General features: G+C 65.7%; 14 protein-coding genes. 5 read left to right on the forward strand and 9 right to left on the reverse strand.

From position 1 onward, the window contains the following. The 6 genes from VGZ23_20135 to VGZ23_20160 all read right to left on the reverse strand — a co-directional run. Nucleotides 1-630, reverse strand: a 630-nt coding sequence (locus VGZ23_20135; GenBank protein ID HEV2359907.1) for a DUF3800 domain-containing protein, incomplete at its 3' end; no start/stop codon positions are given. A 224-nt stretch (nt 631-854) separates the two neighbouring features. Next, nucleotides 855-1,772: an LLM class flavin-dependent oxidoreductase gene (locus tag VGZ23_20140; GenBank protein ID HEV2359908.1), complete on the reverse strand. Its 918-nt coding sequence runs from the start codon at nt 1,770-1,772 to the stop codon at nt 855-857. Nucleotides 1,773-2,334: 562 nt separating this feature from the next. Next, nucleotides 2,335-2,754 (reverse strand): MarR family transcriptional regulator, encoded by a 420-nt coding sequence (locus VGZ23_20145; GenBank protein ID HEV2359909.1) that lies wholly within the window; start codon nt 2,752-2,754, stop codon nt 2,335-2,337. A gap of 323 nt (nt 2,755-3,077) precedes the next feature. Next, a complete protein-coding gene (locus VGZ23_20150; protein HEV2359910.1) occupies nt 3,078-3,365 on the reverse strand; it encodes a hypothetical protein in 288 nt (95 codons plus the stop codon). A 73-nt stretch (nt 3,366-3,438) separates the two neighbouring features. Continuing rightward, entirely contained in the window at nt 3,439-3,915 is a 477-nt protein-coding gene (locus VGZ23_20155; protein HEV2359911.1) for a cupin domain-containing protein, read from the reverse strand. 102 nt (nt 3,916-4,017) lie between these two features. Then, nucleotides 4,018-4,841 (reverse strand): IS5 family transposase gene (locus VGZ23_20160; protein ID HEV2359912.1). Its coding sequence is split into 2 segments (ribosomal slippage): nt 4,018-4,469 and nt 4,469-4,841, totalling 825 coding nucleotides; the frame shifts between segments, so codons are not numbered across the junction. Between the two features lie 378 nt (nt 4,842-5,219). On the opposite strand from VGZ23_20160, the gene VGZ23_20165 reads away from it, so the two are divergent. The 5 genes from VGZ23_20165 (at nt 5,220) to VGZ23_20185 (ending at nt 9,221) form a co-directional block, all read left to right on the forward strand. Next, nucleotides 5,220-5,636: a Fur family transcriptional regulator gene (locus tag VGZ23_20165; GenBank protein ID HEV2359913.1), complete on the forward strand. Its 417-nt coding sequence runs from the start codon at nt 5,220-5,222 to the stop codon at nt 5,634-5,636. A gap of 94 nt (nt 5,637-5,730) precedes the next feature. Further along, on the forward strand, nt 5,731-6,642 hold the full coding sequence (locus tag VGZ23_20170) for a zinc ABC transporter substrate-binding protein (protein ID HEV2359914.1): 912 nt from the start codon (nt 5,731-5,733) through the stop codon (nt 6,640-6,642). Between the two features lie 5 nt (nt 6,643-6,647). Beyond that, a complete protein-coding gene (locus VGZ23_20175; GenBank protein HEV2359915.1) occupies nt 6,648-7,520 on the forward strand; it encodes a metal ABC transporter ATP-binding protein in 873 nt (290 codons plus the stop codon). Next, nucleotides 7,507-8,355 carry a metal ABC transporter permease gene (locus tag VGZ23_20180; protein ID HEV2359916.1) on the forward strand — a complete coding sequence of 283 codons (849 nt, stop codon included), beginning with the start codon at nt 7,507-7,509 and terminating at the stop codon, nt 8,353-8,355. Before VGZ23_20175 ends, VGZ23_20180 begins: the two co-directional genes overlap by 14 nt. A gap of 8 nt (nt 8,356-8,363) precedes the next feature. Beyond that, nucleotides 8,364-9,221 carry a metal ABC transporter permease gene (locus VGZ23_20185; GenBank protein ID HEV2359917.1) on the forward strand — a complete coding sequence of 286 codons (858 nt, stop codon included), beginning with the start codon at nt 8,364-8,366 and terminating at the stop codon, nt 9,219-9,221. Between the two features lie 157 nt (nt 9,222-9,378). On the opposite strand, the gene VGZ23_20190 is transcribed toward VGZ23_20185, so the two are convergent. The 3 genes from VGZ23_20190 to VGZ23_20200 all read right to left on the reverse strand — a co-directional run. Next, on the reverse strand, nt 9,379-10,050 hold the full coding sequence (locus VGZ23_20190; protein ID HEV2359918.1) for an isoprenylcysteine carboxylmethyltransferase family protein: 672 nt from the start codon (nt 10,048-10,050) through the stop codon (nt 9,379-9,381). A 370-nt stretch (nt 10,051-10,420) separates the two neighbouring features. Next, nucleotides 10,421-11,503, reverse strand: a complete 1,083-nt coding sequence (locus VGZ23_20195; protein HEV2359919.1) for a Gfo/Idh/MocA family oxidoreductase — start codon at nt 11,501-11,503, stop codon at nt 10,421-10,423. A 50-nt stretch (nt 11,504-11,553) separates the two neighbouring features. Beyond that, nucleotides 11,554-12,393, reverse strand: an 840-nt coding sequence (locus VGZ23_20200; protein ID HEV2359920.1) for a carbohydrate ABC transporter permease, incomplete at its 5' end; no start/stop codon positions are given.

Raw genomic sequence — 12,393 nt, forward strand, 5'->3', positions numbered from 1 at the left:
AGGAGACATAACGACACGATTAAGCCGTGTAAATTCTTTGATTTGTCCCGCGTACAGATCGGCGGCCTGAAGCGGAAGGAATTTCTTGTCATCGCGGAAGATCGGTGGACCGCTCAGATACGTTCTGGATTCCTTCGGGTAGGCTTTCTTGAATGCGTCATACCATAGAACAGTCCGGTGGCCGACGCCGCCGTGTTCATCGAAAACAAAATCAATCTTCTGGGTCCATTGGTTCTGTATCTGAAACTTGATGACGGCCACCAAAACCTGATAGAAGCACGGAAAATACGGGTCATCAATGCGCGAGTCGGCTTTCCCCTTGATCGTAGCGTTGTAGTCGGCTCGGTGCATCGTACAATGCACCCGGATAAGACCGCCGCTTCGGATAAGGTCCACAAGCTGCATGAGACGACGTTGGATCGCATCTTCGGTCCATCCCGAAAACTGGCCGCTCCGACGAAACGCTTCGTGCATCTTAAAGTAATCAAGTTTCGGGGGGCCATCAAGTACAGTCTGCCATGCCTTCGAGAACAACGCCCAGGCTTCGACATTCGCAACGAACCCCGCGAGCGCGAACGTGATATCCCGCGCGCTGCTCCCGCTGTCGTCAATGTACGCTTCAACCGCCACAATCCACCGCTCGCGCCGCTCCGATAGGGAAGACAGGCCACAAACCAACGCCCAAATTGGCGTCTCGGCGTCCGTCCACGGAGGGTCTCCAACGGCGTGATTCTTGGCTCCTTGGACGGCCTCTGCCGTCGAAGGGATAATAGCCGTCTACATCACATAACGGGTCTTATAACGTCTAACTAAAGGGGTACTCCGGGCGCGGGGCTGCCCATCCTGAATTAAGATTAGGTGTGCGCGCGCTGCCTACGGTAGACTCGGGCCGCCTCTGCCAGCCGTCCTAGCGCGTCCTTGGTGTACGGCGCGCAGTGAAACATGAGTTGCGAGACTCCCAGACGCTCAAAGTCGTGCAGGGCGGCGGCGATGTCATCGCTGGAGCCCGACAGGTAGGCCGGGATCGACGACGAGGTCGGCGCGGCGCCGAGGTCAGGATAACTCAGCGCCACCATGGCAGTTAGGCCGACCGTCGACAGGTCGCGCCCGGCGGCCTCGCACGCGTCCCGAAACTTGGCGCGGTGCCCGGCAAAGTCCCCCGACGCGCTGAGATACCCCGACGGATTCCACAGGTCCGCGTGCTGGGCCACAAGCCGCAGCATGCGTGGGCCGGAACCTGCGACCAGGAGCGGCGGCCCCTCCGCCCGCGGCCCCCGCGGGGTAATTTCACAGTCGCGCGCCTGGTAATACGTACCGGCAAAATCCACGCGGCCGGTCCGAATGAGCGGCGCGATGATCTGCAGTGCCTCTTCCAGCCGTCCCACGCGATGGTCAAACGGCATGCCGAAAGCTTGGAATTCAGGTTCGTTCCACCCCGCGCCAATGCCGAGGATGAACCGGCCGTTGCTGACTTCGTCCACGGTGGTGGCCATCTTGGCCAGCACGGCGGGGTTCCTGAACTGATTGCAGAGCACGAGCGTCCCCAACTCGACGGTCTTGGTTGCGTCGGCGAGGGCCGAGAGCACGGTCCAGCATTCCCAGATCCCGCGCGTGGGCTGCCCGGGCGAACGGTACAGCAGATGATCGTAGAGCCAGATGGAATCGAAGCCCGCGGCTTCCGCCTCGATCGCCATCTCACGCACTTCGGCGTACCGGTGGGGACGCCCCAACTCCGGCCGGACGCTCAGCAGGACGACAAATCCGATCTTCATGTGTGGTACTCACCGATCGCGGCACTCGTCAACGGACGAACGGTGTTTGGATCACTGTACGCGCCATCCTCCGCGAACATTGCGGCGATGCCGCTCGCCTCGTGACGGTTCCAGGCTGAGAAATATTCCGCGACGACCCCCAAGGCGGTCACTAGGCACCTCCCGCGTCTCCGGCCGAAGCGACCGGTACTCGTTACTGCCGCCACAGGCGTTCCCCTCCTCGCCACGCCGGGACACAGGTCGCCGGCCCGAAGGGTCCGGGGATCGTCTACCGTAGCAACGAGCACCGACGATTTGGAACACGGGCACCTGCGCGTCGTACGAACCGACAGAGGATGGCGAACACGACGGCTCCACCGGCTGCGCCGAGAGCGCTCATCGGCACCACCATCTCTACGGACACCGGCGCAGGCGCGGCACCGGGCTCACCTGGGAGCAGTCGCAAGGGCCCGGCGGACTCGGGGACCCAGTAGTGCCAGCCGCTCCACCGGTTCGTTACTAAGAACCTATCCCAAAAGCCTTTGGTAAGGTGCTATTCACTCTGATGTGTCATTCCCGCCCGCTAGCGGGTCAACCGGCTCTCCCAGACGCGGAATAGCAGCTCTTTGAGCTGGGCGAAACGCTCTGTCCCAAGTTCAGCGCTCCATTCGCGCTCGATGTCGCGGAGTATGTCGTTGATTCTTGAATATGCGGCGCGGCCGCGTTTGGTAAAGCGGATAATTCGCGCGCGGCCCTCGTCGGGTGCGTCGGCCCGGACGATATAGCCCAGGCCTTCGAGGCTTCGGAGTAGCTGGTTCATGGCCTGCTTGCTCATGCCCGCGCGCTCGGCGAGAATGCCTGGGCGAACCCCATCCGGGCCCGGATATTGCAGCACCGCCATATGCGGTACGCGTAGCTCCTCAAAACCGGCTGCGTTCAACCCCTTGATGAGACGGCGCTGGATCGCTTGCGCCGGTACACGCAGCAATGCGCCGATGAGCATATCTCTAGTTTCGACCGGTGAGCTTGTCAGGCTCGACGACGGCGGGGCCGAACGACAGCGATCGGAATGTTGACGACGAGGGTCCGCCGACCGCCTGGGCGCGCGCGTCCGCGTTTGGGACGACCCGCAGCGCTGCGTACGTGTGCCTGCACCGTCTGCGCTCGGGCCTCTACAGGCGCCGATCGTGTTTACGCCGCATTCTTGAAATGAGATGGGCTCGCTGTCGTGACCAGGATTGGCCGTGCGCCCGCGCGCGGCGCGTTGCACGTGCAGAGCCTCGCGTGTCGGTTGGGGACCCGCACCCATGCCTTCATCGGCTGCGATCAACGATGTAACTCGTTGTGGAGCTGGCCGAACATCGGCTGGATTTGCGGAGCTTGCTCGCCCACGAGCTTCTTCAGCGCGGGTAGCAAGCGATCGTTTGCGAACCGATCGAACGCTTCCTGTGAGTCCCACACCTCGAAGATGTTGAAACCATCCTTGGTCCTCGTCGCGAAGTGGTGAATCAAGCCTTCAGGGAGTTTGTCTTTGCCCACGCCTAGCTCCCGGTTGAGCGGATCGTATAACTGCCCGGCCTCGCTGGGCATGCGCAGATCCATCGTCACAGCCATCTTTGATCCCTCCCTTTTTCACATTCCCACAACGAATGAAAGCCGTCGAAATCGACAGGCGCGAGCTTAGGCGCTACGCCTGGGGCGGAGCCGGCGTGAGGCCGTGGCGGCGCATGATTTCCGCCATCTTTGCCCGGTCTGGCGGACCACCGGCCGCCGCGGAAATCACCTCGGCAAACTCGCGGAAATACTGCGGACCTAGGGCGGCTGGCGTGATCACGCAGAGCGCCCTCACGTCCTGGCTGCCGTTGTTATCGAACCGATGAATGGCGCCGCGCGGAATACACAGTGCCTGCCCCGGCCCGACATCGATGTGTTTTCTATCGACGGTCCACGTCAACACTCCGTCGATGCCGTAGATCGTCTCTTCGTAACGGTCGTGGCTATGCGCCGGAGCCGCCAAGCGCTGCGCGCCCGGGACGATGAGCTCAAACGCCGCGACGCTGCCACTCGAATTCTCTCCGGTGACCAAGAAGCGCACCACAAGCGGCCCGAGACGGATGGTCTCGTCAGAAGGATTGACGTGGAGGTCGATAGTCTGCTGTGCCATGCGGGTTCCCCCTTGTAGTAAATAGCATTTACTAAGAATAATATAAACGCCATTTACTAAAATGTCAATACCTTGTTGGCATCCAAATTTCTTTGGAACCCATCACAGGACCGTCAGTCGGTAGACGATGAGGGCACATGCGAAATGCACCAGCCCGCGATAGTTCTCCATCCGCTTCTCGAAGCGGATAAGAAGTTTCCGAAACCGGTTGTGCCACGCACCGGTGCGTTCAACGACCCAGCGGCGTGCTGGATGCCGCCGACGGCGCGGAGGGCATTCGCCACGATGGCGGAGGTGGGGCGTATATTGCCGCTTCCGGACCGCCGCCTCGATCTCCGGATAGTCGTACCCTTTGTCCAGACACAGGTGCTGGGGTTCCTCAAGCGTCGGTCGGGGGCGCCGGACGGCGACGCTGTCCAACGTGGTGGTTGCCGCCTTCATGTCGTGGCAGTTGGCACCGGTCACGACGACGGCCAGCGGGGTGCCGCGTTGATCGGTCAGGGTGTGCCGCTTCGTGCCGAGCTTGCCGCGATCCGTCGGGTTGGGGCCTGTTTGCGCCCCCCCAAGGGCGCCTTGACCATGGCGCTGTCGAGCGATTGCCAGCGCCACTGGATACCTCGGAGCTCGTCGTACCGGGTCAGCAGCTTGGCCCACAGCCGCTCGAAGATGCCGGCCTCGACCCACGCCTGGAAGCGGCGGTGGCACGTGGAGCCGGACCCATACTCCCGGGGCAACGCCTTCCACTGGCAGCCCGTGCGAAGCACGTACAGGATGCCGTCCATGACTTGGCGGAAGGGGACCACCGGACGCCCATTGGTCCCGGGTGACTTTTCGGGCGGCAGGAGCGGCTTGAGTTGGGCCCAGAGATCGTCGGGGATGCGCCAGATCGTTCGTAACCGTCGCTTCGACCGATGCCGCGTCGTCATAGGCGTCGACCTCTGCTGCAATGAAGGTACGATCACTGATCATGCCGAGTATACCACCTTCCCATGGGTTTTGGGATAGGTTCTAAAGACAAAGCGGACGTGGCCTCCCGGCACGATTTTCTTACTCGCCATTCGTGTGTGGACACGCGCTTGCATCGTATCTATCTTGAGAAAACGATTGAAAAGTATCCCTGGCGACCTCTCGAAATCCCCTATTTTCGAGGGGGTGCTACTGAACGATATCTTGTGAACCTACAGTTGCATCCCCGTTTGACACCGGATCGCCCGCTTCGCTATGGTGTGTTGTGTAAACGACAATCATTTTTATAAGCAAATTGATAGCGGAAGCGCACTGACGATCCGAACGGAGGTGCAGGGTTGTCCCGCGATCGTCTCAACGGCCTCCTCCGCCGCGCCGGACTCCGCGTGACGCCGCAGCGCGTCGCCGTCCTCGAAACGCTGGCCACCGGACGCCATCTCGCCACCTGTCAGAGTGTCTGGCAGCGCGCGCAGCGGCGAACGGCCGGACTCGGCCTCGTCACGGCCTATCGCATCCTCGAACGCATGCGGGACGCGGGGCTCGTCGAGCAGGTCGACATTCGCGGCGCCGCCCTCTTCGGACTGGCGGACCGCCATCACGACCACACGATCTGCCAGCGCTGCGGGGCGATCGAAGCGACGGACCGGTGTCTCCTGGACTCCCTCGCCGGGAAGCGGCTGCGGGGCACCGGCTTCCTCGTGCAGGGCCATCGACTCGATCTCTTGGGGGTGTGCCGTGAATGCCAGGCGGGCTGAAAGATCACGTGATCAAATCGGCGCGGATCCGGTGGAACCGCGTCCTGTGGAGGTAACGCATGCTTGGTCGTAGGGCGTTCTTAAGGTAGTGGCGTTGGGATCGCGAGTGCTGCTCCTCTGCGTGTTCACCCTCGTGGTCGTGATCACCGGCGCCGGGCCCGGTCGCGGACCGAGCGCGTCCGGCGCGTCCACGACGCTCCGGGTCGTGGCGGCGGAGAACTTTTGGGGCAGCGTGGCCGCGCAGCTGGCCGGCGGCTGCGCGCAGACCCGGAGCATCATCACGAACCCCGCAACCGACCCGCACGACTACGAACCCACGCCGAGCGACGGTAAGACGCTGGCGCGCGCGCAGTACGTAATCGTGAACGGAGCCGGGTACGACGCTTGGGCGCAGAAGCTTCTCAACGCGAACCCCGTTGGTGGTCGCCGGGTGCTCGACGTTGGCAAGTTGGTCGGCGTCAAGGAGGGGGCCAACCCGCATCTCTGGTACAATCCGGCGTTCGTGCGGCGGGTGATCGATCAGATCACCTCCGACCTCAAGCAACTCGATCCCGCCGACGCCGCGTACTTCGGCCGCCAGCACTCGGCGTATCTGACGCAGGGACTGCGGCAGTACGACGCGCTCCGCGCCCAAATCAGACAGACGTATGCCGGGACGGCGGTGGGGTCAACCGAGAGCATCTTCGTGTCCCTGGGGCAGGACCTCGGCCTCAAGATCCTCACGCCGCCGGGCTTCATGAATGCGATCAGCGAGGGAACCGAGCCGGCGGCGGCCGATAAAGCCGCGCTCGACCGGCAGATCGAGACGAAACAGATCAAAGTCCTCGTCTTCAACACTCAGAACGCGACTCCCGACGTGCAGGCGCTCGTCGAGAAAGCGAAGGGACGCGGAATTGCCGTGAGCACGATCACCGAAACCCTCGACCCCGCCAACCTCAGCTTCCAGGCTTGGCAGTCGCAGCAACTGCAGCGGCTCGCCGCCGCGCTCGCCGGGGCGCATCGCTGAGCACAATGCCGCGAACACGCGTGCAGGCCGCGGTCGAGCCGTCCGTGACCGGTGCGGCGGCGCCGGACGCTCCGGTTGTCAAGATGACCGACGCGTCGGTGCGGCTGGGCGGCCGCGAGATCTGGAGCCACGTGAGCTTCCGGGTCAATCCCGGGGAGTTTGTCGCGATTCTGGGTCCGAACGGCGGCGGCAAGTCGACGCTGCTGAAAGTGATCCTCGGGCTCGTTCCGCTCGCCGCGGGCTCGCTCGAGGTTGCCGGCCGGCGCGCCGCCGCCGGCCGTGGGGTCGGTTATCTCCCACAGCGCCGCATGTTCGACCCATCGCTCCGCATCCGTGCCCGCGACGTTGCCCAGCTCGGCCTGGACGGTGCCCGGTGGGGTGTGCCGCTGCCATGGCAGGCGGGCTGGTCGTCGGGGCGGCGCGCCGAGGAACGCCGCCTCGATGAAACCCTGGAGCTCGTTGGAGCACGCGGCTACGCGGACCGTCCGATCGGGGAGCTCTCGGGCGGCGAGCAGCAGCGGGTGCTGATCGCCCGCGCGCTGGTCCATCGCCCCGCGTTGTTGTTGCTCGATGAACCGCTCGAGAGCCTCGACCTCCGCAACCAGCAGGCGATCTCCGGCCTGGCGAGGCGGATCTGCCAGGATCACGGGGTAACTGTGATGATGGTCGCTCACGACGTCAACCCGATCGTGGGTGATCTGGACCGGGTGCTCTACCTCGCCGGGGGGGGCGCGGCAGTCGGACCGCCGGAGGCCATCATCAGCACGGAAACCCTCACCCGCCTCTACGGCGTGCCGATCGAGGTCATGCGCGCGCGCGATGGGCGGCTCGTCGTTGTGGGAACGCCCGAGTCGGTCTCTTACCATGCCGGCCACTGACCTCCTCGGGGGGCTGTTTCAGTTCCCGTTCATGCGCCACGCCCTCGTGGGGGGCACGGCGGTGGCGGTGTTGGCCGGCGTGATCGGCTATTTCGTGGTGCTCCGGGGAGAGACGTTCGCCGCCCACACGCTGTCTCAAGCGGGCTTCCCCGGCGCGGCCGGCGCCGCCCTGCTGAGTCTGCCCCGGCTGGTCGGGCTGATTGTCCTGTGCGTGGGGTCCGCGCTCGGAATCGTCGCGCTGGGGCCGGGACGGTTCTCTGATCGTTACGGGGAGTCCGCCGCGATCGGCTCCATTCAGGCCTTCGCCCTCGCGCTCGGGTTCCTCTTCGCCAGCCTGTATCAGGGGCTCCTCAACGGGATCAATGCCATCCTCTTCGGCAATATCGTCGGGATCAGCCAGAACCAAGTGATCGGCCTTATTGTGCTCGCGGTCCTCATCCTCATGGCAATGGGGGCGATGCACCGTCCCCTGCTGTTCCTGACCGTCGACCCGGAAGCCGCGGCCGCGGCCGGCGTGCCCGTGCGCGCGCTGACGGCGGCGTTTCTCGTCCTGCTCGCCCTGTCGGTGGCGGCCGTGACGCTGATTACCGGCGCGGTCCTGGTCTTTGCCCTGCTGGTGATGCCGGCCGCGGCGGCGCAACAATGCACCGCGAGGCCCAGGACCTCGGTGACCTTGTCGGTGATCTTCGGGCTGGCGATCGTGTGGGCGGCGATGACGGTCGCGTATTTCAGCAACTACCCGATCGGATTCTTTGTCACGACCTTCGGTTTCGGGCTCTACCTGCTGACGCGAGCGGCTCGCGTGCTCCGAGCCGGCAGGCACGCGGCGGCGTAAGGTACCCTGTGAACGCTTTCTCGCCGCTGCTCGAGATGCTCGGACACGACTTCATGCGCAATGCCTTCCTGGTCGCTTCTGCGATGGCGCTCGCCGGCGGGCTCGCCGGCTATTTCCTCGTGCTCCGCAACCAGGTGTTCGCCGCGGACGCGCTGGGGCACGTCGCCTTCACGGGGGCGCTCGCCGCCTTGGTCCTCGGGGTGAGCGAGCTCGCCGGGGCGTTCGGGCTGACCGTGCTCGCGGCGGCCTTCCTGAGCCGCATGACCGCGGGCAGCCGGGCCGGGGACGTGGTGATCGGATCGTTCTTTGCCTGGGTGCTGGGACTGGGCGTGCTTTTCCTGTCGCTGTACGTCACCACCCGCAGTGGTTCGACCAACGGCGCCGCGGGGGTAACCGTGCTCTTCGGCAGCGTGTTCGGTGTCGGCCCCGCCCAGGCTCGGCTGAGCGCGGCGATCGGGGCCGGCGCGACGGCGGCGCTGTTGGCGATCGGCCGTCCACTGTTGTTCGCGTCCGTGGACGACGCGGCGGCCGCGGCGTACGGGGTCGGCGTGCGCGCGATCAGTCTGGTGTTCCTGCTGCTCGTCGCCGTGATCGTGGCGGAAGCGGTGCAGGTGGTGGGGGCGCTGTTGATCCTGGGGGTATTTGCCACCCCAGCCGCGATCGCCCAACGGTTAACCCCGCGCCCCTACCTCGGCATGATGTTGAGCGCGGGGACCGCGCTGCTCGGGGTGTGGGCGGGGTTGACCATCAGTTACGCAGTGCCCCACGTTCCACCAAGCTTTGCGGTAACGGGCGTCCTGTTCGCGGGGTACGTGGGTGTCGCCGGGGCGGGAAGCCTGCGCCTCAAGCGGTCGGGAACCCGCTAATCAGATCGCGATCGCTAACGCTCAAGTAGAAAACCCCGCTGGAAAAGCCGCACAAGTAGTAAAGATAAGTGCCGTCGCAGGCTGTGAGGGTACCCGTTACATTGGTGCTCCCTCTGGTTGTGAACATGCCACCAATCCGCGATTAGTGGCCATTTGCTTACGCACGAGGGCGTGAGCGAGAGACCCACAGTCCCCGATGGCGGCGCCGCCACGGGATCACCATTGGCACGTGACCGGCATAATCAGTCCAGTCCTGCCCGAATGCCTCGGCGAGCGCGCGCTCTTCCATGCGGGCCCGGCCGGCGAACCGCATCACGATGACCGCCAAATACGCCGCGAGCACCCACCTCCGATAGATCACGAGTGTGCCCGCCACGAGCAGCCAGAATCCAAGATACATCGGGTGCCGGACGATCGCATACGGCCCGTGCCGGATCAGCCGGTGCTCGCGATGCAGCCGGACCCCCTTGCTCGTGGTGACGGTCCACAGCGGCCCAAGCGTGCCGCGTCCCCACAAGACCAGGATCACCCCGGATAGGAACACGACCAGACCGGCGGCGCGGGCGATCAAGCCGCCGGTGTTCGATAGCGGCACCGGGATCGGAATCCAAAGCCAGGCGGTGAGTCCCGCCAGGCCCAGCCACCCAAGCACGGTGACGGCCGCCAGCCGCCAGCCGGACAGGCCCTCGAACGGCATGGCGGTCCCGGTCAGCCGCCCCGACGGCCGCCGCGTGAGGAACGCGCCGCCCGCCACCACCGCGAACACCACGGCGACGCCGGCGATCACGATGCCGTTTATGATCGTCTCGAGCGTCATCCCCGCCGGCACACCCGGACCGTTCCTGACGCGCTAACGCGCTCCATCGCCCGCCGCGACGCGGACGACGGCGACCACCGCGTCGACCTCGGCCGGCGTCGCCGAGCGGTAGACCGAAAGGCGGCTCGGGGTGCGATTGATGAGCGCGCCGAGGTTCTCGGGTTTGGTGAACCACAGGAGAGAGACCTGAGCGCTCTTTGGATCACGAGGAGCGGCAGCGCAAGCGCCGCCAACCAGGGCCGCCCGGGTGCCTCGGCGGAGCGGCCCCGCGCGCCCGGACCTTCCCTCCGGCGATCAGCGGGAACGCGGGATCGCGTGTCTCACGCATCGGGTATGCATCTCCCCCGGCGTCAATCGCGCCGCCCTTCAAAAATGGGCGGGATCACGCAAGCGGCAGCGTGACCTCGCGTCCGGTGCGGGCTGATTCGTAGACCGCGAGGATAATTTCGAGCGGCCTGCGCGCCTCGTCGCCGCTGATCGCGGGATCACGGCCGGCCGCGATCGCGTCGATCAGGTCGGCGAGCTGCGCCCGATGGCCGGCGATGTTCGGGGCCGCGGCCGCGGGCGAATGCCCCGCGTCCTGGTAACGGATCTTTCCCCCGTAGGGTCCGGTCTCCCCCTGCTCATCCTTAAGCGCCCAGACGAGAATTTCTCCGTCCTCGGTCACCACGGTCCCTCCGGTGCCGGTGATCTCGAGGCGCTCCGCAAAGCCGGGATACGTTGCGGTGCTCGCCTCGATCACGCCCAGGGCACCTCCCGCAAACGTGAGCAGCGCCACCGCCACGTCCTCGACCGGGATCGTATGGGCGGCCGTTACGCACCGCGCGACCACGCGCGTCACCGGGCCCATAAGCCACTGCAGGAGGTCGACGTAGTGGACGCCCTGATTCATGAGGGCCCCGCCCCCGTCCAGTTCCCAGGTCGCCCGCCAGCCCGCGCTGTCGTAGTACGCCTGCGTGCGATACCGCTTGATGATCGCGTCGCCGTGCACAAGACGGCCGAGACGGCCCGCGGCCACGGCCTCGTGGAGGCGCCGGACGCCGGGATCGAATCGGTGCTGCGAGATGACGGTGAGCGTCACCCCGTGCCGCCGGCAGGCGCCGATGAGCCGGTCGGCGGCCTCGAGCGAGATCTCGACCGGCTTCTCGACGACGACGTGCTTGCCCGCGGCGGCGACCTGCGTCCCGATCGCCGCGTGGAGGCCGCTCGGGACGCAGACGCTGACGATGTCGATGTCGGACCGGTCGAGGGCGGCGCGCAGGTCCGTGTAGGCGTCGCAGCCCCACTCGGCGGCCCGCCGCTCCGCCACGTCGGGCACGACGTCCACGACCGCCCGGAGCCTGGCGTTGGGGAGCGCCGCGATGCTCCCGGCGTGAAACGGCGCGATGACGCCGCCCCCCACGATAGCAAACCCGTACGTGCGTTCGCGGCGGCCGTCCCGCCCCGCGCAGCCGGGGTCAGCCATCGCGTCCTCCCCGCATCGCAACTTCCATCGCTCCCTCCATCCGGCCGCGTCTAGTCCTTGAGGGACCCGCTCGTCAGCCCGGTCACGATGTAGCGCTGGACGAGCAGGAAGAGGCACACCGCCGGCACCGCGCTCACGAGGCTGGCGCCCATGAGCTGGTTCCACGCCGGGAACGAGTAGTTCTCCGCGAGATAGTACTGCAGCCCGATGCCGAGCGTCCGCGTCGCGGGCGACGTCAACACGCTCGCGAAGAGGACGTCGTTCCACGCCAGCAGGAAGGAGAAGACGAACGCGACGACGAGGCCCGGAAGACTGAGCGGCAGCGTGATCCACCGCAGCACCCCGAGGCGGGTCGCGCCGTCGACGAGCGCCTGCTCCTCCACCTCGACCGGCAGGCTCGCGATGTAGACGCTGAGGATCCAGATCGAGAACGGCAGCGCGAACGTCATATAGGTGAGCACGACGCCGAAGTAGCTGCCCACGATCGTGACGTGCAGCGCGTGCTGGAGTCCGACGTAGATCACGAAGAGCGGCAGCAGCAGGAGGACGCTCGGAACGGTCTGGGTCGCCAGCAGCGAGGTCCGAAACGCGCCGCGCAGCGGGAACCGAAAGCGCGCCACGACGTAGCTGGCGCCGAGCGCCAGCACGGCCGCGGCCGCGCCCGTCACCCCGGCGATGATGAAGCTGTTCTTGGTGTAGACGCCGAGGTTGACCGTGTCCCACATCTCGGTAAAGGTTTGCCAGTGCCACTCCGACGGAAGGATCCCGCCGCTCCCCACCGTGGTCGAAGAGTGCAAGGCGATGAGCAGCATGTAGGCGACCGGCAGCAGCACGAACGCCGCGTAGCCGAAGGCCAGCCCCTGCCGCACGGCCGCCCCCCACCCCGCGCC

The organism is bacterium, from assembly GCA_035945995.1.
Taxonomy (GTDB): domain Bacteria; phylum Sysuimicrobiota; class Sysuimicrobiia; order Sysuimicrobiales; family Segetimicrobiaceae; genus DASSJF01.